This window comes from Corynebacterium ciconiae DSM 44920 (genome assembly GCF_030440575.1).
GTDB classification, from domain to species: Bacteria; Actinomycetota; Actinomycetes; order Mycobacteriales; family Mycobacteriaceae; genus Corynebacterium; species Corynebacterium ciconiae.
Window position 1 is genome coordinate 1,878,413 of the sequence record NZ_CP047189.1, and the last position, 26,696, is coordinate 1,905,108.

Sequence of the window (26,696 nt, forward strand, 5' to 3'; positions counted from 1 at the left end):
AAGGGGCATGACTGCGCACATTGATGATGCCATTTTGACCCACCGCCTCGCCCAGGGAACCGGAGAGATCCTCAAGGGCGTCCGTAATGTTGGCGTCCTGCGAGGCCGCAACCTCGGCGACGCCGGCGATGAGCTTGCCCAAAACTGGATCGCGCGCGTGCTCGAGCAGCACCGCCCCGAGGATGGTTTCCTCTCCGAGGAGGCCGCCGATAACCCTGCGCGCCTCGGCAAGGATCGCGTGTGGATCATCGACCCGCTCGACGGCACCAAGGAATTCGCCACCGGGCGCCAAGACTGGGCGGTGCACATCGCGCTGGTAGAAAACGGCCGCCCCATCCACGCCGCCGTGGGCCTGCCCGATCTGGGCGTGGTGTTCGACTCCTCCGACGCCAAGGCCGTGATGGGCCCGCGCCCCTACAAGATTGTGTTGTCCAAGAACCGCCCGCCGAAGGTGGGCACCTTCATCGCCGAGAAGATGGGCTGCGAGATCACCCCCATGGGCTCGGCCGGGGCGAAGGCCATGTCTGTGCTCCTCGGCGATGCCGATGCCTACATCCACGCCGGCGGCCAGTACGAGTGGGACTCCGCCGCACCGGTGGGCGTGGCCCAGGCTGCTGGCCTACACTGCTCCCGCCTCGACGGCTCCGAGCCGACCTACAACAACCGTGACACCTACATGCCGGACATGGTGATCTGCCGCCCCGACATCAAGGATGAGATCCTGCAGCTTGCCGCGCAGTATCTCGAGGAAAACGGCTCCTACTAAACGCCCGTCTGCTTTCAGCGCGTTTTTCTGCCCCGCACCGCCTACAGGCCTGTGCGGGGCTTCGCCGTGGGAGCAGACGGCAAACACGCGTCTCCAGGGTGCTCTAAGTATGCTTGGCGTCTATGAGTATCGAGACGCCTTATGAAGATCTTCTCCGCACCATTCTCGAGCAGGGCACCGTCAAGGATGACCGTACCGGCACCGGAACCATCAGCCTGTTTGCCCAGCAGATGCGGTTTAATCTCGCGGAGTCTTTCCCGCTGATCACCACCAAAAAGGTGCACATGAAATCGATCATTGGTGAGCTGTTGTGGTTTTTGCGCGGCGATTCCAATGTGGGTTTCTTGCACGAGCACGGCGTGAGCATTTGGGACGAGTGGGCGGATGAAAATGGCGATCTCGGCCCGATCTACGGTGTGCAGTGGCGCAGCTGGCCCACACCCCACGGCGGGCACATTGATCAGATTGCCCAAGCCGTAGACACCTTGCGTACCAACCCGGATTCCCGCCGCACCATTGTGAGCGCTTGGAATGTCTCCGAATTAGAAGCCATGGCCCTTCCGCCCTGCCATTTGCTTTTCCAGCTCTATGTTGCAGATGGTCGGCTCTCCTGCCAGCTTTATCAGCGCAGCGCCGATATGTTCCTCGGTGTGCCCTTCAACATCGCTTCCTACTCCCTGCTCACCCACATGTTCGCGCAGCAGGCAGGCCTCGAAGTGGGCGAGTTTGTGTGGACCGGCGGCGATTGCCATATCTATTCCAACCACGTCGAGCAGGTTCGCACCCAGCTTGAGCGCGAGCCCCGCCCCTACCCGCAGCTTCAGCTGCGCAAGGCAGAGTCCATGTTTGACTACGACTTCTCCGATATCGAGATCATCGGCTACGACCCGCACCCAGCCATTCGTGGCCAGGTGGCGGTATAGCCGGCGCGGAAAGGAGTAGGTGGATGATCGGCGCTATCTGGGCGCAGTCCCTTGACGGGGTCATCGGCGACGGCCGCGATATGCCCTGGCATATTCCCGAGGATCTCGCCCATTTCAAAGAGATCACCTCTGGCCATCCTGTGCTCATGGGGCGCGCAACCTGGGAGTCCCTGCCGCCCGCGGTGCGCCCCCTGCCGGGCCGGCGCAACCTAGTGGTTTCCACCCGCGCGCCCGGACAGTGGTCCACTGGCGCCGAGGTGCTGCCCGATCTACACACCCTGCCCGAGTGCGACACCCTGTGGGTAATGGGCGGCGGCAGCATCTATCAGGCTGTGCTCGATCGCTGTGAGCGGGTTGAGATCACGCTTATCGACGCCACCCTCGCCCCCACACTCGGCGCTGCCGCGGTGTACGCCCCCGCGCTGCCCGAGGACTTCGAGTTGTGCTCGGACAGCGGCTGGCGTGACTCCTCTGGCGGCTGGCGCTACTGCTTCCGCAGCTATCAGCGGACTGCAGCCGCAATAGATGCCCCATGAGTGCGGGTGAACGCGCAGATGTGGCACAGTAGAGACTATGGCTAATGTAACTTTGTACACCACCTCGTGGTGCCCTTTTTGTCAGCGCCTGAAGAAGGCTTTGAACCGTACTAATACTCCCTTCGACGAGATCGACGTGGAGCAGGACTCCGAGGCTGCCGCCTGGGTGGAGTCTGTTAATGACGGCAACCGTGTCGTGCCCACCGTGAAGTACTCCGATGGTTCGACCGCCACCAACCCAGCTGCCTCCGAGGTGCGTGCCAAGCTCGAGGAGCTCGGCTAAACACCCCGTTTATACACCGCAAGGGCGGGGATCTCACCACATTCGACTGTGGGGATCCCCGCCCTTGTGTTGTGCTTATTGCTGGGGCGAGGGATTTTCCTCGCGCAGCAGGTAGATATCCATTATCCAGCCGTGCTCGGCGCGCAGCTGCTGTTTCAGCTCGGCGATCTCGGCACCGATCTCACTGACTCTACCGCGGCGCAGTACCTGCCAGTCCGTGGAGAGATAGGCGCCCCAATAGATCACGGTGTTTTCTGTGTAGTGTTCCATCCACCCTGCTCCCCCATCGAGCATCACCACGCAGTTCGCCCGATCATCAGCACTAGTGGCTGCCAGTCTGCGGGCGGTGGTGACATGAATGGCCTCACCGATCCGATTAAGCAGGATTCCGTGCGCTGCAGTGAGCGCCTGGATTGCCGTGATACCCGGATATATCGAGCGGCTGTGTGGCGTCTCCAACGAATCCAAGATACGCAGCGTGGAATCGTAAAGGGAAGGATCGCCCCACACGAGGAATGCGGCGGTGCCGCCTGCGGGTAGGTGCTCGCTTAAGGCGGCATCGATACGCTGCGCGCGGGCGCGGTGCCAGCGTTTGACTTCCTCGCGGTAGTTCTCGGGGTGGCGGTCGCGGGGCGGATCGGGGATGCTCACAAGCCGTACATGCGGGGCATGAGCCGCGATAATGCGCTCACGCACCGCCATCAGCTCGGCTTTGTCTTCTCCCTTATCAAGACTCAAGACGCAATCTGCGCTAGCCAGCGCGGCGATTGCGTCTTGGGTGATATGCCCGGGGCTTCCGGCGCCAATCCCGATCACACTAATGTGCATCTCGTTCATGGTGGCGGTAATGGTTTACTCGCCCTCTTCGTCGTGAGCGCCGAAGAGCTCCGCCATCTCCTGCGGATCGAGGCCGTGGTGCAGATCGGAGAACGCTGCGGAGAAAATCTGCTGCAGGTAGAGCTCACAAGCAGCAGCCAGCTGCTTAGAGTCAAACTTATTCAGCAGCATCAGACGCTTAGTGGAGCCATCCTCCAGAATCTGATCCACGGCGAGAACCGGAACTTCGTGGTCAATGACAGTGTGCACGCGGATATCGCGGCGCTGAACGTCAGTAAACGTTGGTCGTGCAGACATGGGGAACCTACCTATACAGTCACGAAAATCTGAATACCTACAACAGTAGGCGTTTGCTGCCACTTATGCGCGGCTTTAGTGCAATACACCCCCGCTGTGGGCCACGCCGGGCACGAAGTTACGTTCTTTCCACCCCCACACGCGCACACCTCAACCGTCCATCCACCGCTAAGCGCAGCCCCGATTCACATTTCATAGCGCCGTTGAGGTGCACAAATGCCCCGCCGCCCGTCTCTTGCAATCCCGCGGACCTTTGGCGGCAGTGGCTAGATCAATCACGCATTCTCACTGTGGATCACCCGCACCTTAGCTAGACTTGGGCCCCATATATCCAGTACACGCTGGATCATTGCCCGCCTCTACGAAGGGAGCTCGTGTGCGCCTGACACCCCGACCCACCACGAGAGCACTCACCACCGCCGTCCTCGGCACCACCGCTGTACTGCTTGCCGGCTGTGGCGGTTCGAATGATTCCGCCCCAGATGCAGCTGGCAGTACAGCCACCGTCACCGCCACAGAAACAGAGGTTGTGGACGCCGATACGTCTACATCCACCAAGCCGGCGAAGGACGAACCTCGCAGCGAGGAGGACTACCTGCGCTACACCCCAGTCGCGAGCACCAGCGAGCTGTTTGCCAAGAACGTGCGCGACGCCTTCGCCACCCAGTGGGTAGAGACCGGCAACACGGAAGTCAGTATTGAGGCAATGTCTCCCGTGACCATGGAGAGCTACACCCTAAAGTGCAGCGGCGATCACGTTGTGCGCTGCACCGGTGGTAACGACGCAGAGGTGATGTTGTATGACAGCACCGTGAAGCCGGGTGAGGATGGGGCCGCTGATTTTCCCCAACTGGGCGATGATGAGCCTCAGACCATCAGCGGCGTTGTCCACTATCTGGACGGCGATGAGTTCCTCGACACCTACGGTGAGATCTTCCCCTTTGGCACGCCAGTCACCTCGAAAGTGCTTTTCATCGAGCTCGATGAACCCAGCGTGGTTCGCGGCATGAACATCATGAACGGCACCCAAGTAATCCTCGACCAGACCTACCGAGTTGGCATCGGCAACAACGCCGAGGATGCTGCACGCACGAACTTGGCAGGCAAGGATGGCGAGCACGTCACCTTGAAGGTTTCTCCGAGCCAATGCTGGTGGCCCAACGATCCCGTGCCGCCAGGGTGGGCATTGCGCTGCGACGCCGACGTCTAGTCCGCCGACTCGGACCACTGCGTCGCTAGCGAGAGCGCCGCGCGAAGTTCGCGGAGGTTGCCTACCCGCACCACCGCCGGCCCAGTAGGGTCAGCCTCCCACGCGCGCATGTGGCCTCTTTTCCGGCTGAAAGTCTGCAGATGCCACACAAGGATGGACTGGCGGCTGAAGAACGACTGCCGCCACGATTCTTGATTCCCGTTACACACCGTGGTGCGGTGGCATGCTCGCCTCACGGTGCGCCGTAGTAGCTGAGCGAAGGTGCGGGCCCGAGAATAATCCAGGCACACCACAATCTCTGCCCTGTCTAGGGCATGCTCGCGCCAGGCGCCCCACGCGCTATCAAGCACCCAGCGATCTCCAGCAAGAAGACTGCGGGCGATTTCCTTTTGATCCTGCTCATCTCTGGTAGTCCACGGCGCATCGGCAGCGGGCACAAAACCGATTTCGCTATCGCCATCGATCAACGGCACGCCCCGCGCCTGAGCTAGCTGCCGCGCCGTGGTGGATTTTCCCGCACCGCTAACACCGAAGAAAAGGATGCGTTGCGCATGACGTATCTGCTCCTTTGTGGCCTGCACTCACTTCCTCCTCTCTATCTCTAATTCGGACAACGCTCCAGCCAACCGCAGAATCTACCTCATCGTTGTGGCAGGTTCTGCCCACCTCACCGCCCTCGGCGCTTAAGCGCTTGCGCTTGCGCAATTCGGAGGCATCCGTTTGTTGGGCTCCACTAAACTAGCCCAGTACCCCATGTCTTCCTATACGCTCCACCAAGAAGGCTCACCTTGCCCCCACTGAACGTTAAAACCATCGAAGAGCGCGTCAAGGCCCTCGCCGGCCAAGAGCTCAACGATGAGCTGCGGTAGAAAGGCAAGATCGCAGTCCTCGCTTGTGGTTACTAAGGCGGGGTCGGCGCGCTGAAAGCCATAGGCACACTCCATATGGGACTGGCTGAGTCCGAACTTCGACCGCTGGTGGACGCAAGGCGGGAAGCCAACCCGGACGTAGTTCAACTGCGATCTGACATCAACACCGCTGCGATCGAAACGACCTCTATCCGCCACCCCATCTAGGTCGAACCGCTGACCTCCACGATCGAATGCGAGATCAGGTTCATCGCCCTACCATCTGGGCGTCGGCTTGCCTATATGAAGCTACAGCTGGGCGAGAACGAGTTCGGAGGCACCAACATCCTCCACGAAGGCATCACCACCGGACATTAATGGGCCAGCTCGAGACCTACAGCGGGAAAATCACCGAGAACATCGTCCAGTCCGTCGCCCGCGACCTACTGACCTACGGTATGCACCGAGTCAGTGATGCTGAGCATCGGATCGTCATGAACGTCCATGACGAGATCGCCTTCGAAACCAACACCGCCACCTTCGAGGAGATCTGTGCACTCATGGCCACCGCCCTAGATTAGGCTCAGTGCGAGCCGTTGTCGGCAAATGAATATGCGTGTGACTCCTATTTGAAGGACTGAGCGTTGTTCGCAAGGATCTTGGACAGCTGTGCCGTCCGCTCGGTATCGGCCCTAGAGGCGGAAGCATGGTTAATCTTCGCAATGCGTGGTTCCTCACCAGCGAACAGGCTCCTCACCACCTGTTCAATGGGCCCGCTCCCACGCTTTTTGCCCGTCAGCCAGTCATAAGCGTGGCCGCCGAGGGCAACAAGGAGCGGGGCGGTGTCGTTGTTGCCTCGCATGCAGATTTCGAGTTCGACTTCCAGAAGCTCAGCACATCGCACTACATGGTCATGGGACGCCTTGTCTGCCTTGATCCGTTTCTGGAGCGCCGTTCCGTCGCGAGTGGGAACGAGTTTGAACACGTCCGTCATGTACGGAGCTGGAGTGAGCTCACCATGCTCGCGCGGGATTGTTTCGAGCGCAGCTGGCAGGGATCTCGATAGACGCAGGTCACCTGCGTGTTTAGCGGTGTGGAAGTTCCTCCAATCCTCGATGTCGCAAGCCACGTCACTGCCACCCCAGTTCACACCGAAAAGGACAAGGGCCGTTGTTAACGGTGCAAGTCCACTGAACTCCTTCTCGCTGCTCGCAGTAATCGGTGCAAGGTCATCACGGGTAGTTCCCCAGCGTGCCCATGAAGCTGCCTGCCCGAGTCGAAACTTCCGGCCCGCTATATCGGCGTCGGGGATTGAGGCGTCGCTGATATCGAGGGCCCGCAGTTCTTCATAGATCTCCCAGCTCACGCTCGTAGCCGACATACTTCACCTCATTGTCGTGAATTGCTGAAAAGCCTGACAACCTCGCGCCGATGCCAAGGTGATTGCTTCCAACCACTTTACCGACGGCGTCTCCGCACCATACTCATGACATGCATAAACGCGCGGGTCTGCTTAACACTTTCTGATTGCTCGGCAGTGGGGTGATAGCTCCGATTGTGCAGCACCATCCGGTGCGTTTGCCTACGTGGGGTTCTCGGAAAGGAGTGCCCTGCGATGGCACACACCACAGATCCCAGAGCCGAGCTGTTCCTCGAGCACGCTCGCACCGAGCCCGAGGCGGCACTGATCGCTACTCTCGGGATGATCGTCTACCACCCCAGATCGCCACGCTACGTGCAGTCAACCGAGCGCAGTCTGCGACTATCACCGCGCTCAACGACGTCGTCGCTGCCCAGGGAGGTGATGAAGCATGAACACACTCCTGTTGGATCCCGAACTTGATTTTTCACCCCGCAACACTGAGGGCTCCCCAGCCCCCACCGCATATGAGGCGCTGACGAGTCTGCAGCGCGCCCAGTACGGCTACCGCCCCTTGGTCTACGTCTATCCACCGTACTCCGATGGCATTGCGGCCAACGTGGAACTCGCCCGAGCCTTCTGTGCGCATGCGGTAACGCGTCGCAATATTCCGCTCGCTCCGCACCTGTACTACTCGCTATTCATGGATGACAACGACCCCGCAGACCGTAAGCTGGTGGTGTTCACGGGCCGGATCCTGCTCTCTAGGCCCGAAGCTACTTGGGTTTATACGGATCGTGCGGCGGTGGGGATGCGTGCCGAAATTAGCTGGGCACACCACCTCGACCTTCCTATCAAATACTTCGACGTCGACTTCGAAGAGTTCACCCCATGAACTCGATGACCATTGACACCGCGCAGGTGGCCGGTCAGCAGAACAACGCCCACTACCCGAACCACCACGTCGTCATCAACGCAGCCAACCTCGAAGCCGTCGCTCAGCTCGATCACGTCGTCGCTGAATACCAAGGCGGGCGGTGCTCCGACGCAGATTCGTGACCTCGAACTGTCTGGGCATGGACGTAGGCAATTACCACACGGTCGAGCCCGCCGACTGGATCACCCCATCGCCCCTTTTGCCTAGCCAGTGCCGGGGTGGCGTTCATGACCGCTACCAGCAAGAATCATCTGAGGGGGAAGGACGCAATCGGGGCTAGGCCGCGCTTCCACGCCTAGTCCCAATCGAAAGTATCTCGGAAGGGGCCACGTACGCAGGACTCAAGAAATGCCTCGCTAAGAGGCTCATGTCCTTTGACCCGAGGGCGGTGGACGCGGGCCGCTTGATCTACGGCCAAGACGCACCCGAGGTCATCATCCGCGACGTCGAGGTGGAGCTCGCGATTCCTGACCAGCTCGCCGCCCATGGCACGCCCCTGCACTCATTAACGAATGACGAAGTCTCCACCGCACTCGAGACGGCTACAGGCGAGGTGCTCGAAACCTTCTAGCCGCGTGGCGAACTGGCTAAGGCCTCGGGGAAGAAATACGCTGCAATGCAGCATGTGACAGGTCATGATGGGCGCGTGCTGGGCCCCTCCGGTTCCACAGGGCAGTGCACACAGGGCATTTCACTGACTTCCTCATCCAAGTCCAGAGCCAACCCGCAGTAGCGAGCGCGACAACGTGGTGTGGGCGTATGAAGCAACCCTGGTGACCCAGGCATTCCCCGAGCATCCGAACGGTGTTCCATCCCTCGTAGTCGGCATTAGCGACGATAAGCCTAGACACCGTATCTTCGAAAACACGATGGCGGCCATGGAGCACTTCATCGCCACCCCTGTAGTTCCGAAGGGATACTTCAAGGCAGACTGTGCGTATCAGCCCGACGCGCGCCCAGAGAAACGGCACAACCTTTGCGTGAGGCTGGTTACCGCATAATCTCCGACCAGAGTAAGACCTCCCGCAGCGTGCAGGGTGCGGAACTCATATACGGCACTTGGTTCCTCCCCAGCATGCCTGCAAAGTGAGAGAACACTTCTGTTGGTCACTACGAAGATTAGACGATCACACTGGCACAGCTCGAGGAGTACTTGGATAAGTGCCACGTGCTCACATCGCGCGAAAAGACCCGTCGTGCAGATGGAACGTTCGTGTTCCGCTCACCTGCACGTAACGACTACGCCACGCTGAAGGTATGCGGAATTAATGTCCCTGTGGGTGCGCGTAGCCGCAAGCTGCTCAAGATCCCCAAGAGGGATTTGTCAAAGGGTATTCAGGACACCCCTGTATTCAAGCAGAAGCAGCTCGCAATCCCCGTTGATGTCTTGTGACTAAGACTGCTGAACAAGGCCCTGTCTGGGGTACGCAAGACAGAGCTGATTGATTACCGTCGTGGCCGAAACACGATCGAGTCCCGCAACCACCTTCTTCAGAACAAGATCGCAGGACTCGATGACTATACCCCTCGCTTGATGTGTGGTTTCGCTAACGCCGCCCTAGCTGTAGCTATGGGTGTCGTTTGCGTAAAGGCGCGTCTCGTGAACGCTTCCGCGTGTTCCTTGAATCTACCGAAGGGGGCCACACAGCTTCGCCCGAAGTCTACTCGATGTGAGCGTTTCACCTCCCTTGAAACCCTTCACAAAATGTCTGGCGTCTCAGTTCCCGCCAAGACCGCCTGAGCGATAATCCCGCCTCTGAACACCGGCTCGGGCTATAGATCGTTCACCCCCTCAAAATCCGTCCCAAAACTGCAGCCTAGATCACGATCTCCCATCCTGGCTAGGCCTCAAATCAACACAATATCCCCGTTTCGTACTTGAAACGGGGATATTGTGTTTGCTGGACTAGCTTCGTAAATAATTGCAGGCCACTTGCGTAAATCCCTATGGCGCCCCAGAGAGGAATCGAACCTCCGACACCGGCTTTAGGAGAGCCGTGCTCTATCCACTGAGCTACTAGGGCTGGAACTGCCACACTCGCGCACGCTTGGCGGGGTGTGGCATGTGGTGATTAGGCTACCGCAGCCGCGCGGCGGCGGTGAAATTAGGGGTTGGGTGGTGTGAGGTGAGCGTCGATAAGCGATCCGAGTGCAGGACTAGTCGGTGTCGATGGTCACTTCTTCCTCGCCGACTGTGCTGGATTGGGGCTTGCGGGCGGCGGGTGCCGCCTGGCGGGCCTTCTCTTCCTGCTGCTTTTTGGATTCGAGGTATTCGCGGTGCTCATCCTCGGCGGCGGCTCGCTTGTTCTTGTGCTCCTTGGGCTCCTTCGGAGAGTCCTTCTCCGGCCAGTACTGGTGCACCAGGTGCGCGGCGAGGGGGAAGGCGAGCACCGTGATCGCCCCGGCACAGACCAGGATGGAAGCGAGTTCCTCGTCGATGAGATCGCGGTGGGCGGCCACCTCGGTCACGGCCACGATGATCGGCAGGCCCGTGGCGGCGTAGAGCCCCAGCTCCACCTTGTCGCGGGTGTCCTTCAGTCCGGACTCGGTGTCGGTGAACATCTCGGTGAGGATCACTGGGATGCCGCGGGCAACGAGGATCACGCCCACGAAGAGGAAGATAAGCCACCAGCGCCCGGCCACGGCCGAGATGTTGATGGCCATGCCGGAGGTAATAAAGAACACGGGGATGAAGAAGCCGTAGCCCATCACGTTGAGCCGGGCCTCCACGGTTTTGTGGAATTTCTCCGGCACGAGCGAACGCAGGATGATGCCGGCGGAAAACGCACCCAGCACCACGTCGAGTTCGAAGACCGCGGCGGCCGCCATGAGCATGGTCAGTAGCGCCATCACCGAGCGCATTACGGTCTGCGAGGTGTTGCCGGCGCTTTCGTGGATCAGCGAGCCCACCCGCGGCACCAGGGTTTTCACGGTGCGCGGAATGAAGGCGGTCACCAGCGCGATCGTCATGAAGATGATGAGGATGATCAGCGTCAGCCCCATCGAGCGGGCAGATAGCAGCAGCGACATCGCGAAGATCGGCGCCATCTCACCCACCGCGCCGTGCACGAACACCGTTTTGCCCACCTTGGAGGTATCCATGCCCACCGCTTTGAGGATCGGCAGCAGCGTGCCGAGCGCCGTGGAGGAGACCGCAATCGCGATCGTCACCGCCCACAGCGGGTTTTCCGGCCGGGCAATAAAGTAGACCACCACGAAAGCCACCGTGATGCTGATGAGCCACGTGCGCAGCGCCCACCGACCAGTGCGGCCCTTCATTGTCTTCGGATCGATCTCCCAGCCGGCAAGCAGGAAGAGCAACCCGAGCCCCAGCTCGCGGAGCATGCTCACCCCGCCGTCATCGACGGCGAACTCCAGCACCTCGGGTCCAATAATCACACCCAGCCCCAGCATGAACACCACGGCGGGAATGTGGTTCTTCGTCATAAACGCCAGGAACTGCGACGCCAGCGCGGCGAGCGTGATCCACATCGTCGACACAATGACAGTGGTCATGGGCTTAACTCCAAGATTCGTTCTTCAACGGTGATCTGCGGACGTGCTAATAACTATAAGGCTATAGGCTGCGATGTCCGAGGGTGAATGTCACAGGATATACAACGTGCACACTTTTTCGCTTATCGACGCCATCCCCTGCCTCTCCCCCCGCCTGAGACGGCTCCCACACCTGTGCGGCTCACTGCCGAACCAATCCAGCCAATTGCTTATCAACAAGCGCGGTGAGATCAGCGGCATCGCCGCTCACCGCTGCGGCGGCCACAAAGTCCTTGCCGAAACTCACCGAGGAGTGCAGGGTGCGGCTATTGGACCATCCCCACTTTGAGCCCTCCACCCCAGGCAGGGTGCTGGTGCCAAAGTTTTGCTTATAGCCATCGGCTGCCACCGGCTCAGCGGTGCGCATAGCGCGCAGCAGCGGCGAGTCGGGGTCTTCTTCCAATTTCTGGGCGATGAAGAAGCACACGTCATAGGTGGAGGTAACACTGTGGCCCCACTTGGAGTTCGCGCGGGTGGACTGCAGGTTGTAGCGGGTGGCGGTGGCATCAATGGCCTCTGGGTAGGCCTCATAGAGTGTCGCGGCAATGCTATCGCTGGAATCGCGCACCATCTTCAGTGCCTGCTGGCGCTGCTGCGCGGTGCCTTTATCGAGGACATAGTCCGCAATATAGAGCTTGATGAGGCTGAGCGCGGGGCGGGCGAAGCGCTCATTGGCGGTGCCGTGATGCTCGCCGTCAGAAAGCCGTACGAAGCTTAACTGCGAGCCGGCGGCGTGCGTGCCAAAGACATCGCTACCTCGCGGCAGCGGGGCCGGCTCCACCGGGTAGCGGTAGTGCGGCCCCTGCGGGGGCTGCTGCCGCGCGGTCGAGGTGGCCTGCGGGCTTGGCGGTGATGTCGGCTCAGGGCCGCTGGCGGCATGCACCGAAGGGAGCATAAAAACCGCGCCGACAAGAAAAAACGCCGGCGCGATCAACAAAGCACGAGACCACGATGCAGGTCGCGAGCCGCGGGAGGTCGACGACATGGGAGATATTCTAGAAACGGCCTGCACAAACCTACAAATACTGCTGATATGCCCGCAGCCCCGCACCGGGCACCTACGGGGTGCTCAGCACGGGGCTGCGAAGTGTACCTAAGAAGGCGGAGCCCATGGCGCCAGGTTTATCTCTGACGCCTTCAGGCGAGGGGATCTTAGTGATCCACCGGTGCTTCCACGCCCACACCGGTAAGGGAACGCACTTCCATTTCTGCCTGGAGGTCTTCCATGTTGTCCGGCTTGCCCACGTAGGTGCCGATGATGCCGGCAAGGAAGGCAGCGGGGATGGAGACAATACCCGGGCTGGTGAGCGGGAACCAGGACCAGTCGGCGTTCGGGAACATTGCGGTCGGAGCGCCAGAGACTGCCGGGGAGAAGAAGATCAGCACCAGCGCGGCAATCAGACCGGTGTAGATGGAGGCGCAGGCACCGACGGTGTTGAAGCGCTTCCAGTACAGCGAGTACAGGATGGTCGGCAGGTTAGCCGAGGCAGCCACCGCGAAGGCCAGGGAGACCAGGAAGGCCACGTTCTGGTTCATCGCGAGGATACCCAGGATGATCGCCACAGCACCGATAACCACCACGGTGATACGGGAGACGCGGACCTGCTCGGCCTCGGTGGACTCGCCGTTGCGGATGATGGAGTGGTAGATATCGTGCGCCACCGATGCGGAGGCGGTAATCGCCAGGCCGGCAACCACGGCCAGCACGGTAGCGAAGGCCACAGCGGCGATACCGGCCATGAAGAACGGGCCAGCCAGCTCGAGTGCCAAAAGCGGTGCGGCGGCGTTCGCGCCACCCGGGGCGTTGAGGATGCGGTCCGGGCCCACCAGTGCAGCGGCAGCGTAGCCAAGCACCAGAGTCATCAGGTAGAAGGAACCGATGAGGATGATGGCCCACGTCACGGACTTACGGGCTTCCTTCGCGGTGGGCACGGTGTAGAAGCGCATGAGCACGTGCGGCAGGCCAGCAGTACCCAGCACCAAAGCCAGACCCAGGGAGAGGAAGTCCAGCTTAGAGGTGGCGGTGCCACCGTACTTCAGGCCCGGCTCCAGGATTGCGGAAGCCTCATAGCCCTTTTCTGCCAGCACCTCGGATCCGGCGTGGGAGGTCACGGCCGCATCGAAGAGATCGGACATGCCGCCCTTGATCTTGATGAAGATGAGCAGCGTCATGATGCACACGCCGCCGACGAGCAGCACGGCCTTGATCATCTGCACATAGGTGGTGCCCTTCATACCGCCGATGAGCACGTAAGCGATCATGATCACGCCCACCACGGCCACCACCACTGCCTGAGCGGTGGAATCGTGAATGTCCAGCAGCACGGACACCAGCGAACCGGCGCCGGCCATCTGGGCGATCAGGTAGAACAGCGACACGAACATGGTGCCGAAGGCTGCGGCCAGGCGCACCGGGCGCTGCCGCAAACGGAAGGAGAGCACATCGGCCATGGTGAAGCGGCCGGTGTTACGCAGCGGCTCGGCCACGAGCAGCAGGGCGATCAGCCACGCCACGAAGAAGCCGATGGAATAGAGGAATCCGTCATAGCCGGACAGCGCGATCGCGCCGACAATACCCAGGAAGGAGGCGGCGGAGAGGTAGTCGCCGGCAATAGCCAAGCCGTTTTGGGTACCGGAGAAGCTGGCGCCACCGGTGTAGAAGTCACTGGCCTCCTTGGTGGTACGGCCGGCGCGGATCACCACAGTCATGGTGACAACGATGAAGATGCCGAAGATGGCGATGTTCAGCAGCGGGTTACCGGTGCTGGTTGCCTCAGCTGCGAGAATGGACTCGCTCGCTAGATGATTGATGGTCATTGCGTGTCGCCTCCTTTAGCCTTCCATGAGTTCGCGGATATGAGCGGACTTCGGTTCGATGTTCTTGTTCGCGTAGCGCACATAGATCCACGTGATCAAGAAGGTGGTGACGAACTGGAGGACACCAAGCACAATGCCCAGGTTCACGGAGCCGTAGACCTTCGTGGCCATCAGGCCCGGGTTGTAGGTGGCTAGCAGCACGAAGGCGATGTACCACACGAGGAAGGCCACGGTCATCGGGAAGGTGAAGGACCGGAAGGTGGAGCGGAGATCGCGGAACTCCTCGCTCTGCTGCATCTCACGGAACTCCTGTGCGGTGGGTTCGCGCCTAGTCGGCGGCTGATGAGCCTCCGGCGGTGGTGCGGTATTGGTCATGCTTCTTCCTATCTAGCGCCTAGCGCAAGCGGTGATAAAACTCAGTGCTTTTCTTTCAGCGCCCTCTCAGGTTGGAACGCCATAGCAAACAAGTTACCCAGCTCACATTGCAATGTGTGACCTAAGAGTCAGATTTCGCCCACAAAGCATTCGGCTACCACCCCCAAAACCAGATCACCTGCACCAAAGAAGGTCCTACCACCACCCCCGAACGGACAGAATGCGGGCGTTTGCTAATTTTGCAAATTCGCATTCTTGGCACTTCGCTAGCTTTTCACTCCCGCGAAGATGAGCTACCGCCCCCGCAACAATCTCAGCTGCGGGGGCGGTTTCTTCTGGTTTACCCAGCTTTCTAGCGCTTAGCCTGCCTACGCTTGGCTACCTGATTGGCCCGCCAGAGAAGCTCCACCACCACTGCCCCAGCAACGCCGACTGCTAGGGATTGCAGGAACATCGGCGAAAGGTGGGCGTCGAGAAGCAAAATCTTCGCACTCCACGGAACGGCAAACAGCACCACATAGGCCAACCCGGACACCCCGATGAGCAGACTTTTCCACCAATTCACCGGCCGCGATACCACCGCCAAGACCCACCACGCCATAATGAGCAAGCTGGCCAAAGCCGCAGAGGATTCGTGCTGATCCACACCCGTGCCATGAGGCGAAGAAGAGATCACGATCCACCACAGCGACACCCCTACCCCGATCACCACACCCGAGGGTATCGCCAGGTGCAACACACGGGACACAAACCCCGGACGGGCACGCTCGTGATTCGGCGCCAAGGAAAGAATGAAGGCAGGAATACCGATGGTGAACCATCCGATCATGGTCACGTGAATCGGCTGGAAAGGATAGACAATCCCGAAAATGCCGGTGACCAGCGCCAAGATAACGGAATACACCGTCTTAGTGAGGAAGAGATTGGCCACCCGCTCAATATTGCCGATCACCCGCCGCCCCTCGGCCACCACGTGTGGCAGCGTGGAGAAGCGATTATCCAGCAGCACCAGCTGCGCCACCGATCTCGCCGCCGGCGAACCAGAACCCATGGCAATGCCGATAGACGCCTCCTTCAGCGCCAACACATCATTAACACCATCGCCCGTCATGGCCACGGTGTGCCCGGACTCCTTCAGAGCCAGCACCATCTGCTTTTTCATCTCTGGGGTGACACGGCCAAAGACTCGGTCACGGGCCACCGCAGCCCGAAACTCCTCCGGATCCTGCGGAAGCTCCCGGGCATCCACCGCTTGGGTATCGATCCCCAAAGACCTAGCCACCGCGCCGACCGAGACGGCATTATCGCCGGAGATGATCTTGACCTCCACCTTCTCCTCGGCGAAATAATCTAGGGTCGCGCGGGCCTCGGGGCGGATCACCTGCTCGAGGATCACAAGCGCATGCGGCTGAAACTCCTCACCAGCCTTCATCCCTAGCAGCAGCACGCGCTCGCCGCGCTGCGAATGCTCATCGGCGGACTCCAAGCCTGGGGCCAGCACATCAGGGGCACCCAGGAGCCAACACTCGCCCGAGGCGAGCTGCACACCCGAGTACTTCTTCGTGGAGTCGAAAGCAATGTGCTCGCTTACCTGTAGCGGCTGCGGCGATTGTGCCGAAGACTCATGCTCTGGTTTCTGCATGTGCTCGGCGATGGCCTGCATCGTGTCATTCGGCCGCTTATCCGCCGTGGCCATGGCCAGCAAGATCGCCTCGTACTCGGCCTCGGGGCGGCGTCGAGAAGCCTCAGCCACCACATCCAAACCGGTGTAGCCCATGCGGTTTTCCGTGAGCGTTCCCGTCTTATCGGCACAGACCACATCCACCCGTGCCAAGCCTTCAATGGCGGGCAACTCATTGACCAACGCCTGGTGCTTGCCGAGGCGCACCACCCCCACCGCGAAAGCAATGGAAGTCATGAGCACCAAACCCTCAGGCACCATGGGCACCAACGCCGCCACCATCGCCAGCAAGGACTCACGCAGGGGATTGCCGGTGCGCACCAGCTGGGTATAGATAGCCAAAAGCCCCGTGGGGATCAACAGCCACGTGATGATCCGCAGGATCTTATCGATGCCGTTTTGCAGCTCGGAATCGGTGAGAGTGAAACGGCCGGCATCACGCACCAGCTTGGTGGCATAGGCCTGCTCACCAATGCCGGTGGCCTGAAACGTGCCGAAACCAGCAGCCACGAAGGAGCCGGAATACAGCGGATCCCCCACGGCCTTTTTCACCGGCTCGGACTCGCCGGTGAGCATGGACTCGTTGATCTCCAGCCCCTCGGAGCTGCGCACCACACCATCGACCACCAGCTGATCACCGGCACCAATATCAATGAGATCATCCAGCACGATATCGTCGCGGGGAATCTCAGCCGTGGCGCCATCGCGGACCACCTTCGGGTTCTCTTCCCCGAGGATTGTCAACTTATCCAGGGTGCGCTTAGCCCGCAGCTCTTGGATGATGCCGATGCTGGAGTTCGCAATAATCAGCAGACCGAAGGCGCCATTGATGAGCGAACCCGTCACCGCCACGATGGCGAAGAGCACCCCGAGGATCGCATTAATGCGAGTAAAGACATTGGAATAAATAATGTCTCGGGTGCGCCTGCCCGTGCGGCGAACAGTCACATTGACCTCGCCGCGCTCGCGGCGCTCGGCCACTTCAGCCGAGGACAGGCCCTCGGCGGGAGTTGTTGCCCGTGTGGTGTCTACCTCCATGAACTCCGTAGTCTACTCCCCTTCCGTGGCCTAACTTAGGTGGCCGCGGTGCGCGGAGGCGGTGCTGATGGGCGCGGCTGCTCGCGCGGTGCCTAGCTAAACTCGCGGGGATCCAGGCCCACGCGGCCGGCGCCGTCTGCCTGATCCATGGCGGTGATGCGATCGAGCTCTTCTTCCGTGAGCTCGAAAGAGAACACGTCGATGTTCTCGCGGATCCGCTCTGGAGTGCGCGACCGAGGAATCACAATGCGATCGTGTTGCAGGCTCCACCGCAGCGCCACCTGGGCGGGCGTTACCCCGTGTTCCTCAGCGATCTCGCCCAGCACCGGGTGGCCAAGGATCTCGCCTTGGCCCAGCGGCGACCAGCACTCGGTAACGATGCCGTGGTGGTGGTGATAGTCCACCAGCTGCTGTTGCGACAGGCCAGGGTGCAGCTCGATCTGGTTGATGGCGGGCGTAATGCCCGTATCGGCGATGATGCTATCGAGGGTCTCCTCGTAGAAATTGCACACGCCCACGGTTTGCACCCGCCCCAAGCCTTGGAGTTGGGCAATGGCCTCAAAGGTTGATTGATAGGTGCCCTTATCGGCGCAGGGCCAATGCACCATGTACATATCGAGATAGTCCAACCCGAGGCGAGTGAGACTCTGGTTGAAGGCCTCGCCTGTTTCCTCGAAGCCTTGCTGGTTATTCCAGACTTTCGACACCACAAAGATCTCGTCACGATCCACATCACCCGCGGCAATAGCCGCCCGCAGCGCCGCGCCTACCGCCTCCTCGTTTTTGTAGATCGCCGCACAGTCGAAGTGCCGGTAACCGGCGTCGATAGCGGTGCGGATCACTGTTTCGCAGTCGGCGGGATCAATCTTCCACAATCCCAAACCAAGCTGCGGGATGGGCGTGGAATCGTTCAGGGTGATGCTGGGAACAAAGCTAGACATATATCCCATTGTGCCCCCGCCCGGCGCGCGGGGCCACCACCACAGTCACACCCCGACCGCGATCGTGACCCAGACCAAGAGTTAGAGTGAGGCACCGATAACTATCTCTGCGCAACCCGCTGTGCAGAAGTGTGAAAGACAACCAGAAGAAAGAACACACGCTATGCACGAGAACACACTCCACATAGATGGATTGTCGAAGCGCTACGGCGATACCGTGGCGCTGGACTCAATGAGCTTCTCTGTCGCTCCTGGCGAAATCTACGGCTTTGTCGGATCTAATGGCGCCGGCAAAACCACCACGATGCGCATTGCCCTAGGCGTGCTCCAAGCCGACTCCGGCGAGGTGCGGGTGGGCTCACGCATTGTCGATGATGCCTTGCGCCGCAGCTTTGGTTACATGCCCGAGGAGCGCGGCTTGTATCCCAAGCAGAAGGTGGCCGAACAGCTGAACTACTTCGCACAGCTTCACGGGTTAGATGCAGCTACCGCCCGCCGCAATACCGCCGAGTTGCTCGAGCGTCTCGGGCTTAGCGATCGCGCCAAAGACAAACTCCAAGAGTTGTCTCTGGGTAATCAGCAACGGGTGCAGCTCGCCGCCGCGCTGGTGTTCGATCCGCAGGTACTCATTCTGGACGAGCCCTTCAGCGGCCTCGATCCGGTAGCAGTGGAGGTCATGGCGGAATCGCTGCGGGAGCGCGCCGAGCGCGGGATTCCCGTTGTGTTCTCCTCCCACCAGCTGGATCTGGTGCAGCGACTGTGTGACCGCGTGGGCATCGTCAAGTCTGGACGCATGGTAGCGGAGGGCAGCGTCGACGAGCTGCGCCGTTCCGGCCCGGTGCTCTACGAAATCACTACTCCAGCAACCAGCGATTGGTGGGAACCGCTGGAAGGTGTGGATCTAGTGGAACGCCACGGCGACACCGTGGTGCTGTCTATCGGCGACGCACCCGCCGAGGGATACGATGATCAGCCGCTGCTGAAAGCCGCACTCGCTGCCGGCCCCGTGCATCACTTCGGCCGTCGTCTCCCCTCCCTCACCGAGCTCTTCCAGGAGGTTGTCTCGCAATGAGTTCCTATTCTTCTTTGTCCACGATCCGGCTCGTCATGCGGCGAGAGGCCACGAAGCTATTGAAAGCAAAAAGCCTGTGGGTCACCCTTGGCTTGATGCTGGTGCTCTCGCTCGTCGGCGGTTTGGTGGGATACTTCACCTCCGATGATGATCAGGACAGCACCACCGAAACCCCCGTGGTGGCGGTGGTTGGCGAGGATCCCAGTATTCCCGATCGCGCCAGCGCAGAAGAGGCCTTGCGGACCGCGGCCGATGACCCAGACGCTGCGCGTCTTGATGCTGTGGTCGTGCCCTCTGATTCCGGTGCGGAGTTGCTCTACACCGGCGATGAGCCCGTTGGACTGCTGCAACAGCTCAACGATGTCCGGGCCGAGGAATTTCTCCGCTCCCAGGGCGTTGATCCGATGGATCTCGCCGCTACTCAGCTCACTGCCGTGCAGGTGAGTGGAACCGACTCGGGATTCTTCGGTGATCCCGATACCCTTGGTACCCGCGTGGTTGCACTCGCCGGAGTGTTCTTACTCGTGCTCATCATCTTGATGTTTGCGGCTATGATCGGCTCCGCCGTGATGGAGGAAAAGAGCTCTCGAGTCATCGAAATCATCGTGGCCACGATCCGCCCGCTGGACTTTTTGTGGGGCAAGGTCACAGGCATTGGGTTGGTGGCCTTCGGCATGGCCACGGTGCTGTTTTCTGCCGCTATCGGTGCAGCGTGGTTCTCCGGTATTGCAGACGATTTGTCCTTCGATGTCACGATCATTCCCGCGTTGATCGCCTTCTTCATCCTCGGCTTCATCTTCTTCGGCATGCTCTATGCAGCGGCAGGCTCACTGGTGTCGAGCATGGAGGATTACCAATCGGCCCAGCTTCCCGTGCTGATGCTTGCCCTGGCCATGACCTACACCCCGATTTTTGGCTTCGCCAAAATCGACAGCACATTCATGCAGGTGGCGGCATGGATTCCTCCGTTCTCGGTAGGTGTGGCCCCGCTGCAATACGCCGCTGGCTCATTTTCTTGGGTGCAGCTGCTCGGCAGCCTGCTCGTCCTCATCCTGACCACCCTCGCCGTCAGTTGGCTCACGGCCCGGATTTATCGCAATTCTGTGCTCAGCTCGGGCGCCGCGATCTCTTGGCTCAGTGCGTTGAAGAACCTGCGCTCGACCTAGCCATACCAAAGCGCTGGGCTCGCTCCTCTGAATTATCTAGCTCCGCCGGTTTTAGGTGCATCACCGCACCTAGGGCCGGCTTTGTTGGTGGATAGCCCCATCCGCGGCAGGGATCATGGCACGCAACACCTGAATAGTTTTTATGTAAGCTCGCTCACATCTGGCCTTCTCTGGCTGGGTACCGATGTCCCCGAGTACCGCATGATCGGAGCAACTCATGACACAGCCCGCATCCCCTACCCAGATCAATCCGGACGCCCACCCCGACGTGCGCGACTGGCTGGACAGGCTCGAGCGCCTCGCCCGCGAACCCCAGCCCGACACCGATGCCGTGTGCGAGGTCTTTGAACCCGGCGGCTATTGGCGCGATCTCACATCCATCACGTGGAATATCCATACCGCCGAGGGGGCGGACGCCATTGCTGAGATGCTCGCCGCCACCGACGCCACCATGGACAATCTCACCCTCACCGGCGTTGTTGAGGAAAGCCCAGAGGTCACGCGAGTCCACTTCAGCTGCGACACACCGCATATGCACACCACCTGTATCGCTCGTCTGCGTCACGGGCGGGCCTGGATGCTGCTCAGCAGCGCCCGGGAACTACGGGCGTTCCCCGAGCCGCGCGGCCGACGCCGCCCCTTGGGAGCAGAGCACACCGTGCGCAAGGGCGCCGAGAACTGGGCGGATCGACGCGCCGCCCGCCAAGCCGCGCTGGGGGTGAGCGAGCAACCCTATGTGCTCATCATCGGTGGCGGCCAGGGCGGCATCGCCTTAGCTGCTCGACTCAAGCGACAGGGTGTGCCCACCCTGGTGATCGACAAAGCTCAGCGCCCGGGCGATCAGTGGCGGGGCCGCTATCACTCGCTGTGTTTGCACGATCCCGTGTGGTACGACCACCTGCCCTATCTCCCCTTCCCCGATGACTGGCCGGTATTTACTCCCAAGGACAAGATGGGAGACTGGTTGGAGCACTATGTGGGCATCATGGATCTGGACTATTGGACCCACACCGAGTGCCTCAATGCAGAGTTCGACGAGGACACCCACACCTGGTCGGTGACAGTGCGGCGCGCGGTTGCCGGCAGCGACGGCTCCCGCGACCACAGCCAAGAGTTCGTGCTGCACCCCACTCAGCTGGTGCTGGCTACCGGCATGTCGGGTGTGCCCAACCGGCCGCATCTTCCAGGCCAAGAGAACTTCCGCGGCGAGATTCGCCACTCCTCTGAGCATCCCGGCGGCGCCGCTGATCGCGGCAAGAATGTGGTGGTGCTAGGTGCTAATAACTCCGCCCACGATATCGCTGCGGATCTCTATGCCAACGACGCTCACCCAGTGATGATCCAGCGCTCCTCCACCCACATCGTGCAGTCCGATACACTCATGCGCCACGTCTTCGGTCCGCTCTACTCCGAGGATGCTCTCGACGCGGGGATAAGCACCGATGATGCCGATCTGCTCTTCGCCTCGTGGCCCTACAAGGAACTGCCGGCTGTGCAGAAGGAGATCTTCGATACCATCCGCGAAGAAGACGCACAGTTCTACACCGATTTGGACAAGGCGGGCTTTGCGCTGGACTTCGGCGACGATGGCTCTGGGCTCTTCTTGAAGTATCTGCGCCGCGGCTCTGGCTATTACATCAATGTCGGCGCCAGTGAGCTCGTTATCGATGGCTCTATCCCCGTGCACTCGAATGTGAGCATCGCCGAGGTCCGCGCGGAGTCCGTGGTGCTCACCGACGGCACCGAGCTGCCCGCCGATGTGATCATTTTGGCCACCGGCTATGGCTCGATGAACGGCTGGGCAGAGATGCTCATCTCGCCTGAAGTGGCCGCCACCGTGGGACGGTGCTGGGGCTTGGGCTCCGATACCCGCAAGGATCCCGGCCCTTGGGAGGGAGAATTGCGCAATATGTGGAAGCCCACTCAGGTGCCGCAGCTGTGGTTCCACGGCGGCAATCTGCACCAGTCCCGGCACTATTCCCGGTATCTCGCACTGCAGCTCAAAGCCCGCTACGAGGGCATGGACACCCCGGTGTATGCCCTTGCTCCTGTGCACCACTCCTCCTGATCGCTCCCACACCCACACGTGGGTGTAACCCGGCAGGTCAGCGGCACAACTTTCTCCTATTTCCACCGCAAGGAGGGGTGCGCCCCGATATGCTCAGCCAGTATGGGACACACGAGCGCACAGCAGCTGATTGATGAAGTACTCGATCCCGATTCTTTCCAGAATTGGGGTAGCACACCGAACTATGGCGACATCGACGAGGCCTATCAGGCCTCGCTGGCACAAGCGCGTGAGAAGTCCGGGGTGGACGAGGCCGTGATCATCGGTGAAGGCACTGTCGCCGGCCACCGAGTGGCCTGCGTTCTCGGCGAGTTTCGTTTTCTCGGCGGCTCGATTGGCGCCGCCACCGCCCGCCGCATTATTGACGGCATTCACCGCGCCACCGCCGAAGAGCTGCCGCTGCTGATCTCCCCTTCCTCCGGCGGCACCCGCATGCAAGAAGGCACCCCGGCGTTTTCCCTCATGGTCTCGATCACCACGGCGGTGTATCGCCACAAGGACAAGCACCTGCCCTTTTTGGTGTATCTACGCAATCCCACCACGGGCGGGGTGATGGCCTCGTGGGGCTCAGCCGGAAACCTCACCTTCGCCGAACCCGGCGCGCTGCTCGGTTTCCTCGGCCCCCGCGTGGTGGAGCTGACCACGGGCAAGCCCATGCCACCTGGGGTGCAGACGGGGGAAAATTTGGCCACCCACGGCGTGATCGATGGGGTGATCAACCCAGCAGAGCTGCGTAACAGCGTGATCAAGCTGGTGACCACCCTGACCCCCGATCCACACCCGCAGGCCCCAGCACGTCCGAGCTATCTCATCACCGCCGAGCAGGGCTATGAGCCTGAGACCTCGGCATGGGATTCGATTGTGGCTACCCGCCGCAGCGGGCGCCCAGGCCTGCGGGATGTACTCGCGGCGCTGTCTGAGAGTTATATCGAGCTCAATGGCACCGGCGATGGCCGCCATTCCCCCGCGGTACAGGTGGGTATCGCCAGCCTTGGCGGCCGGCCCGTGGTGATCATGGGCCAGGATCGGCATGCCCAGCCTCCGCACGCTGTCAGCGAACTCGGGCCCGCGGCGCTGCGTTTTGCCCGCCGTGGCATCCAATTGGCGCACGAGCTTAATATTCCATTGATTTCTTTCATCGATACCCCTGGGGCGGAGCTATCCCGCGAGGCGGAAGAGGCCGGGATGGCCGGCTCGATCTCGCGGACGTTGAATGAGTTAGTGAGCGTGGACGTGCCCACGGTATCGGTGATCTTGGGGCAAGGCTGTGGCGGCGGGGCACTGGCGATGCTTCCCTCTGATGCGGTGATCAGCGCCGAGCATGGCTGGCTATCTCCCCTACCACCGGAGGGAGCCTCGGCAATCATTCACCGCGATGTGCACCACGCCGCAGAGATGATGGATGCACAGGACGTGAGCGCGGTGTGCCTGATGAATGCCGGCATTGTCTCCGGCATCGTTCCTGAAGGACCAGACGGCACCCTAGGCGATGCCGCCGATAATCCCGAGGAGTTTGTCGCCCGCATCCTCGAGAGTGTGGATTACACCTTGTGGAACCTCGAACACAACGTGAAGCTCGTGGGCCGCGAACACCGCTTCCAGGGCTATGAGCGTTTGGCGGAAATGCAGCCCTGATACAACAGCGCACACGCCGCGAAAAGCCTTTGCGCGTGCTGCTTTCGACAAGCAGGAGCGGGGCGTAGTTCGCGGCGTGTGCGCGTATCGGCGCCGTGGCGCCGAGGTGGTGTGTGTCTTAGCCGACCGAGAGAAGGTCAATGACAAACACCAGGGTGCGGCCGGAGAGCGGGTGGCCGCCACCGGCGGGGCCATAGGCGGCCTCCGGCGGGATGGTGAGCTGGCGACGTCCGCCCACCTTCATCCCGGGGATGCCCTCCTGCCAGCCGGCGATGAGGCCGGACAGCGGGAATTCGATAGCCTGGCCACGATCCCACGAGGAGTCGAACTCCTCACCGGTCTCGAAATCGACGCCCACGTAGTGAACCTCCACCAGGCCGCCCGGCTGAGCCTCATCGCCGTCGCCGACCACGAGGTCTTCGATCACGATGTCCTCAGGTGCAGGCCCCTGTTGAACGTCAATCTGTGGCTTGTCCATGAATTCACTCCTGTTAGATATGTATGTGCACTCGCGCCCGAGACGCACACCTGCCGCACCGTGGTGGTTGCAGACAGGGCGAGGAGCCAGAATCCGTTCCGCCGCCACCACGACACCGTGGCCGAGGCGTGATCCTGTGCTCGCTTGCCGCCTACCGTGAGCGCGTTCCGCTCTCAGTTGGTGGCGCCCCTCTCGGGCTGGGTTACCCGCATAGTGTACCTAAGAAAGAACTCAACCCCGAATAATTCCGCGCCGCGGATACCCGCTTTCGTGGCCTCAAGGCTTGAAAAAACAACCGCCACCCTGCATGACACAGGATGGCGGTGAGATGTGCCCGTTGGCACTATGATCTGTGGTTTTTAGCCACGCTCGGAGCGGGGAACGAACTCGCGCAGCGGCTGGCCGGTGTAGACCTGACGCGGGCGGTAAATCTTGGAACCCGGGTTCTCCACGAGCTCGCGGTACTGGGCGATCCAGCCGGGCAGACGGCCCATGGCGAACAGCACGGTGAAGAAGTCGGTCGGGAAGCCCATGGCGCGGTAGATCAGGCCGGTGTAGAAGTCCACGTTCGGGTAGAGCTTGCGGGAGATGAAGTAGTCGTCGTTGAGGGCGATCTGCTCCAGCTCCATGGCCAACTCGAGTGCCTCGTCGCCGCCGGTCTTCTCCAACACCTCGTGGGCGGTGTCCTTGATGATCGCGGCGCGCGGGTCGTAGTTCTTGTACACGCGGTGGCCGAAGCCCATCAGGCGCACGCCCTTTTCCTTGTTCTTCACGCGGTTCATGAAGTCGGTGGCGTCGCCGCCGTTGTTCTCCTTGATGTCATCGAGCATCTCGAGAACAGCCTGGTTAGCGCCGCCGTGCAGCGGGCCGGAGAGGGCGTTGATACCGGCGGCCACAGACACGAACATGTTGGACTGTGCGGAGGCCACCATGCGGACGGTGGAGGTGGAGCAGTTCTGCTCGTGATCAGCGTGCAGAATGAGCAGCTGATCCAGGGCCTTCACCATGAGCGGATCGATCTCGTAGGGCTCGGTGGGGAAGCCGAACATCATGCGCAAGAAGTTTGCGCGGGCGTTGAGGGAGTTATCCGGGTACATGTAGGGCTGGCCGTGGCGGGCGCGGTGCGCATAGGCCGCCAGCATCGGCACCTTCGCCATCAGGCGGACGGTGGCCTTGTCCAGGTGCTCCTCGTTAAGCGGGTCCAGCTCATCCTGGTAGTAGGTGGAGAGGATATTAAGGGAGGAGGCCAGCACCGCCATCGGGTGGGCGTTGCGGGGGAAGACGTTGAACTGCGCCTTGAAGTCCTCATCCAGCAGGGTGTGGTGACGAATATCGTCATTGAACTTGGCCAGCTGCTCCCGGGTGGGCAGCTCGCCGTGAATCAGCAGGTAGGACACCTCGTTGAAGGTGGCCTTCGCGGCCAGATCCTCGATGGCGTAACCGCGGTAGCGCAGAATACCCTCGGCACCATCGATGAAGGTGATGTCAGAAGCGGTGGAACCGGTAGACACATAGCCCGGGTCGTAGGTAACCAGGCCGGTCTCCTGCAGCATCTTGCCGAGGGCAACACCGTCATTACCTTCGGTGGCCTTGATGATGTCCATCTCGAATTCACCACCGGGGTAGTGAAGTACGGCCTTGTCCTTGTTATCTGTAGCCACAGTATCCCTTTCAATGAAGTTGACATATCGTGTCGGCCGCGATCGATCGTAGGTGGAGGCTCTTTCACGTCGATGTGTGGAAAGAGTGCCGTGCGGATTTCCGCTTGGGCGGACCATGGTGGCGATACCTGATATAAGAAGGCATCGTTCGCCCGAGCATGAGACCTTATCCACCTCGACGCGTGAGCTTTGCAACCCGCGGCCGACAGTGT

The 26,696-nt window shown here is 60.9% G+C and carries 26 protein-coding genes and 1 tRNA gene; 13 read left to right on the forward strand and 14 right to left on the reverse strand.

Annotation, left to right across the window (positions count from 1 at the left end):
* Positions 1 to 7: 7 nt before the first annotated feature.
* The 4 genes from CCICO_RS08220 (at position 8) to CCICO_RS08235 (ending at position 2,508) form a co-directional block, all read left to right on the forward strand.
* Entirely contained in the window at positions 8 to 766 is a 759-nt protein-coding gene (locus tag CCICO_RS08220) for a 3'(2'),5'-bisphosphate nucleotidase CysQ (protein ID WP_018019308.1), read from the forward strand.
* A 122-nt stretch (positions 767 to 888) separates the two neighbouring features.
* Positions 889 to 1,689: a thymidylate synthase gene (locus tag CCICO_RS08225; RefSeq protein ID WP_018019309.1), complete on the forward strand. Its 801-nt coding sequence runs from the start codon at positions 889 to 891 to the stop codon at positions 1,687 to 1,689.
* 23 nt (positions 1,690 to 1,712) lie between these two features.
* Positions 1,713 to 2,225, forward strand: a complete 513-nt coding sequence (locus tag CCICO_RS08230) for a dihydrofolate reductase (RefSeq protein ID WP_018019310.1) — start codon at positions 1,713 to 1,715, stop codon at positions 2,223 to 2,225.
* Between the two features lie 37 nt (positions 2,226 to 2,262).
* The gene (locus tag CCICO_RS08235; RefSeq protein ID WP_026161383.1) at positions 2,263 to 2,508 is read left to right on the forward strand and encodes a mycoredoxin; all 246 of its coding nucleotides are present in this window, start codon (positions 2,263 to 2,265) and stop codon (positions 2,506 to 2,508) included.
* 75 nt (positions 2,509 to 2,583) lie between these two features.
* Here CCICO_RS08235 and cobF read toward each other — a convergent pair whose 3' ends face one another.
* Entirely contained in the window at positions 2,584 to 3,345 is a 762-nt protein-coding gene (gene cobF, locus CCICO_RS08240) for a precorrin-6A synthase (deacetylating) (RefSeq protein WP_018019312.1), read from the reverse strand.
* Between the two features lie 15 nt (positions 3,346 to 3,360).
* Positions 3,361 to 3,642, reverse strand: coding sequence for a cg0963 family protein (locus tag CCICO_RS08245; RefSeq protein WP_018019313.1), 282 nt, complete (start codon positions 3,640 to 3,642; stop codon positions 3,361 to 3,363).
* A gap of 376 nt (positions 3,643 to 4,018) precedes the next feature.
* On the opposite strand from CCICO_RS08245, the gene CCICO_RS08250 reads away from it, so the two are divergent.
* On the forward strand, positions 4,019 to 4,852 hold the full coding sequence (locus CCICO_RS08250; RefSeq protein WP_018019314.1) for a hypothetical protein: 834 nt from the start codon (positions 4,019 to 4,021) through the stop codon (positions 4,850 to 4,852).
* On the opposite strand, the gene CCICO_RS08255 is transcribed toward CCICO_RS08250, so the two are convergent.
* Together CCICO_RS08255 and CCICO_RS08260 are read right to left on the reverse strand one after the other, a co-directional pair.
* Entirely contained in the window at positions 4,849 to 5,433 is a 585-nt protein-coding gene (locus CCICO_RS08255) for an AAA family ATPase (protein ID WP_018019315.1), read from the reverse strand. The two genes, CCICO_RS08250 and CCICO_RS08255, sit on opposite strands and share 4 nt — an antisense overlap.
* Before the next feature lie 180 nt (positions 5,434 to 5,613).
* Positions 5,614 to 5,796, reverse strand: coding sequence for a hypothetical protein (locus CCICO_RS08260; RefSeq protein ID WP_083878274.1), 183 nt, complete (start codon positions 5,794 to 5,796; stop codon positions 5,614 to 5,616).
* Positions 5,797 to 6,077: 281 nt separating this feature from the next.
* On the opposite strand from CCICO_RS08260, the gene CCICO_RS08265 reads away from it, so the two are divergent.
* Entirely contained in the window at positions 6,078 to 6,281 is a 204-nt protein-coding gene (locus tag CCICO_RS08265) for a hypothetical protein (protein WP_018019318.1), read from the forward strand.
* A 44-nt stretch (positions 6,282 to 6,325) separates the two neighbouring features.
* Here CCICO_RS08265 and CCICO_RS08270 read toward each other — a convergent pair whose 3' ends face one another.
* The gene (locus CCICO_RS08270; RefSeq protein ID WP_018019319.1) at positions 6,326 to 7,081 is read right to left on the reverse strand and encodes a uracil-DNA glycosylase family protein; all 756 of its coding nucleotides are present in this window, start codon (positions 7,079 to 7,081) and stop codon (positions 6,326 to 6,328) included.
* 430 nt (positions 7,082 to 7,511) lie between these two features.
* Between CCICO_RS08270 and CCICO_RS08275 the strand changes: the two genes are divergently transcribed.
* The 3 genes from CCICO_RS08275 (at position 7,512) to CCICO_RS08285 (ending at position 8,568) form a co-directional block, all read left to right on the forward strand.
* Positions 7,512 to 7,955, forward strand: a complete 444-nt coding sequence (locus CCICO_RS08275) for a DUF7768 domain-containing protein (protein ID WP_018019320.1) — start codon at positions 7,512 to 7,514, stop codon at positions 7,953 to 7,955.
* Positions 7,952 to 8,119: a hypothetical protein gene (locus tag CCICO_RS08280; RefSeq protein WP_018019321.1), complete on the forward strand. Its 168-nt coding sequence runs from the start codon at positions 7,952 to 7,954 to the stop codon at positions 8,117 to 8,119. The genes CCICO_RS08275 and CCICO_RS08280 overlap by 4 nt, the downstream gene beginning before the upstream one ends.
* Before the next feature lie 245 nt (positions 8,120 to 8,364).
* On the forward strand, positions 8,365 to 8,568 hold the full coding sequence (locus CCICO_RS08285) for a hypothetical protein (RefSeq protein ID WP_018019322.1): 204 nt from the start codon (positions 8,365 to 8,367) through the stop codon (positions 8,566 to 8,568).
* A gap of 1,377 nt (positions 8,569 to 9,945) precedes the next feature.
* Here the strand turns inward: CCICO_RS08285 and CCICO_RS08290 are convergent.
* From CCICO_RS08290 to CCICO_RS08320, 7 genes are all read right to left on the reverse strand, one after another.
* Positions 9,946 to 10,021, reverse strand: a tRNA-Arg gene (locus CCICO_RS08290).
* Between the two features lie 133 nt (positions 10,022 to 10,154).
* Positions 10,155 to 11,513 carry a cation:proton antiporter gene (locus CCICO_RS08295; protein WP_018019325.1) on the reverse strand — a complete coding sequence of 453 codons (1,359 nt, stop codon included), beginning with the start codon at positions 11,511 to 11,513 and terminating at the stop codon, positions 10,155 to 10,157.
* A gap of 181 nt (positions 11,514 to 11,694) precedes the next feature.
* Positions 11,695 to 12,537, reverse strand: coding sequence for a hypothetical protein (locus tag CCICO_RS08300; RefSeq protein WP_018019326.1), 843 nt, complete (start codon positions 12,535 to 12,537; stop codon positions 11,695 to 11,697).
* 167 nt (positions 12,538 to 12,704) lie between these two features.
* Positions 12,705 to 14,369 carry a monocarboxylic acid transporter gene (locus CCICO_RS08305; protein WP_018019327.1) on the reverse strand — a complete coding sequence of 555 codons (1,665 nt, stop codon included), beginning with the start codon at positions 14,367 to 14,369 and terminating at the stop codon, positions 12,705 to 12,707.
* Between the two features lie 15 nt (positions 14,370 to 14,384).
* Complete coding sequence (locus tag CCICO_RS08310; protein ID WP_018019328.1) at positions 14,385 to 14,744, reverse strand: DUF485 domain-containing protein; 360 nt, start codon at positions 14,742 to 14,744, stop codon at positions 14,385 to 14,387.
* 352 nt (positions 14,745 to 15,096) lie between these two features.
* Complete coding sequence (locus CCICO_RS08315) at positions 15,097 to 17,463, reverse strand: HAD-IC family P-type ATPase (protein WP_018019329.1); 2,367 nt, start codon at positions 17,461 to 17,463, stop codon at positions 15,097 to 15,099.
* A 92-nt stretch (positions 17,464 to 17,555) separates the two neighbouring features.
* Positions 17,556 to 18,404 carry an aldo/keto reductase gene (locus CCICO_RS08320; RefSeq protein WP_018019330.1) on the reverse strand — a complete coding sequence of 283 codons (849 nt, stop codon included), beginning with the start codon at positions 18,402 to 18,404 and terminating at the stop codon, positions 17,556 to 17,558.
* A 163-nt stretch (positions 18,405 to 18,567) separates the two neighbouring features.
* On the opposite strand from CCICO_RS08320, the gene CCICO_RS08325 reads away from it, so the two are divergent.
* The 4 genes from CCICO_RS08325 to CCICO_RS08340 all read left to right on the forward strand — a co-directional run bounded on the left by CCICO_RS08325 (position 18,568) and on the right by CCICO_RS08340 (position 24,345).
* A complete protein-coding gene (locus CCICO_RS08325; protein WP_018019331.1) occupies positions 18,568 to 19,476 on the forward strand; it encodes an ABC transporter ATP-binding protein in 909 nt (302 codons plus the stop codon).
* Positions 19,473 to 20,642, forward strand: a complete 1,170-nt coding sequence (locus tag CCICO_RS08330) for an ABC transporter permease (protein WP_018019332.1) — start codon at positions 19,473 to 19,475, stop codon at positions 20,640 to 20,642. The genes CCICO_RS08325 and CCICO_RS08330 overlap by 4 nt, the downstream gene beginning before the upstream one ends.
* Before the next feature lie 217 nt (positions 20,643 to 20,859).
* Positions 20,860 to 22,710 carry a flavin-containing monooxygenase gene (locus tag CCICO_RS08335; RefSeq protein WP_018019333.1) on the forward strand — a complete coding sequence of 617 codons (1,851 nt, stop codon included), beginning with the start codon at positions 20,860 to 20,862 and terminating at the stop codon, positions 22,708 to 22,710.
* Between the two features lie 102 nt (positions 22,711 to 22,812).
* Positions 22,813 to 24,345 carry a carboxyl transferase domain-containing protein gene (locus CCICO_RS08340; RefSeq protein WP_018019334.1) on the forward strand — a complete coding sequence of 511 codons (1,533 nt, stop codon included), beginning with the start codon at positions 22,813 to 22,815 and terminating at the stop codon, positions 24,343 to 24,345.
* Positions 24,346 to 24,463: 118 nt separating this feature from the next.
* Here CCICO_RS08340 and fkpA read toward each other — a convergent pair whose 3' ends face one another.
* Both fkpA and CCICO_RS08350 read right to left on the reverse strand, forming a co-directional pair.
* On the reverse strand, positions 24,464 to 24,823 hold the full coding sequence (gene fkpA, locus CCICO_RS08345; RefSeq protein ID WP_018019335.1) for an FKBP-type peptidyl-prolyl cis-trans isomerase FkpA: 360 nt from the start codon (positions 24,821 to 24,823) through the stop codon (positions 24,464 to 24,466).
* 359 nt (positions 24,824 to 25,182) lie between these two features.
* Complete coding sequence (locus tag CCICO_RS08350) at positions 25,183 to 26,484, reverse strand: citrate synthase (RefSeq protein ID WP_018019336.1); 1,302 nt, start codon at positions 26,482 to 26,484, stop codon at positions 25,183 to 25,185.
* Positions 26,485 to 26,696: the final 212 nt, after the last annotated feature.

What these genes read in the sequence shown, in the direction of transcription:
- CCICO_RS08220 (WP_018019308.1), top strand. Translation starts at nt 8, where the DNA reads ATGACTGCGCACATTGATGATGCCATTTTGACCCACCGCCTCGCCCAG.
- CCICO_RS08225 (WP_018019309.1), top strand. Translation starts at nt 889, where the DNA reads ATGAGTATCGAGACGCCTTATGAAGATCTTCTCCGCACCATTCTCGAG.
- CCICO_RS08230 (WP_018019310.1), top strand. Translation starts at nt 1,713, where the DNA reads ATGATCGGCGCTATCTGGGCGCAGTCCCTTGACGGGGTCATCGGCGAC.
- CCICO_RS08235 (WP_026161383.1), top strand. Translation starts at nt 2,263, where the DNA reads ATGGCTAATGTAACTTTGTACACCACCTCGTGGTGCCCTTTTTGTCAG.
- cobF (WP_018019312.1), bottom strand. Translation starts at nt 3,345, where the DNA reads ATGAACGAGATGCACATTAGTGTGATCGGGATTGGCGCCGGAAGCCCC.
- CCICO_RS08245 (WP_018019313.1), bottom strand. Translation starts at nt 3,642, where the DNA reads ATGTCTGCACGACCAACGTTTACTGACGTTCAGCGCCGCGATATCCGC.
- CCICO_RS08260 (WP_083878274.1), bottom strand. Translation starts at nt 5,796, where the DNA reads ATGGAGTGTGCCTATGGCTTTCAGCGCGCCGACCCCGCCTTAGTAACC.
- CCICO_RS08265 (WP_018019318.1), top strand. Translation starts at nt 6,078, where the DNA reads ATGGGCCAGCTCGAGACCTACAGCGGGAAAATCACCGAGAACATCGTC.
- CCICO_RS08270 (WP_018019319.1), bottom strand. Translation starts at nt 7,081, where the DNA reads ATGTCGGCTACGAGCGTGAGCTGGGAGATCTATGAAGAACTGCGGGCC.
- CCICO_RS08275 (WP_018019320.1), top strand. Translation starts at nt 7,512, where the DNA reads ATGAACACACTCCTGTTGGATCCCGAACTTGATTTTTCACCCCGCAAC.
- CCICO_RS08280 (WP_018019321.1), top strand. Translation starts at nt 7,952, where the DNA reads ATGAACTCGATGACCATTGACACCGCGCAGGTGGCCGGTCAGCAGAAC.
- CCICO_RS08285 (WP_018019322.1), top strand. Translation starts at nt 8,365, where the DNA reads ATGTCCTTTGACCCGAGGGCGGTGGACGCGGGCCGCTTGATCTACGGC.
- CCICO_RS08295 (WP_018019325.1), bottom strand. Translation starts at nt 11,513, where the DNA reads ATGACCACTGTCATTGTGTCGACGATGTGGATCACGCTCGCCGCGCTG.
- CCICO_RS08300 (WP_018019326.1), bottom strand. Translation starts at nt 12,537, where the DNA reads ATGTCGTCGACCTCCCGCGGCTCGCGACCTGCATCGTGGTCTCGTGCT.
- CCICO_RS08305 (WP_018019327.1), bottom strand. Translation starts at nt 14,369, where the DNA reads ATGACCATCAATCATCTAGCGAGCGAGTCCATTCTCGCAGCTGAGGCA.
- CCICO_RS08310 (WP_018019328.1), bottom strand. Translation starts at nt 14,744, where the DNA reads ATGACCAATACCGCACCACCGCCGGAGGCTCATCAGCCGCCGACTAGG.
- CCICO_RS08315 (WP_018019329.1), bottom strand. Translation starts at nt 17,463, where the DNA reads ATGGAGGTAGACACCACACGGGCAACAACTCCCGCCGAGGGCCTGTCC.
- CCICO_RS08320 (WP_018019330.1), bottom strand. Translation starts at nt 18,404, where the DNA reads ATGTCTAGCTTTGTTCCCAGCATCACCCTGAACGATTCCACGCCCATC.
- CCICO_RS08325 (WP_018019331.1), top strand. Translation starts at nt 18,568, where the DNA reads ATGCACGAGAACACACTCCACATAGATGGATTGTCGAAGCGCTACGGC.
- CCICO_RS08330 (WP_018019332.1), top strand. Translation starts at nt 19,473, where the DNA reads ATGAGTTCCTATTCTTCTTTGTCCACGATCCGGCTCGTCATGCGGCGA.
- CCICO_RS08335 (WP_018019333.1), top strand. Translation starts at nt 20,860, where the DNA reads ATGACACAGCCCGCATCCCCTACCCAGATCAATCCGGACGCCCACCCC.
- CCICO_RS08340 (WP_018019334.1), top strand. Translation starts at nt 22,813, where the DNA reads ATGGGACACACGAGCGCACAGCAGCTGATTGATGAAGTACTCGATCCC.
- fkpA (WP_018019335.1), bottom strand. Translation starts at nt 24,823, where the DNA reads ATGGACAAGCCACAGATTGACGTTCAACAGGGGCCTGCACCTGAGGAC.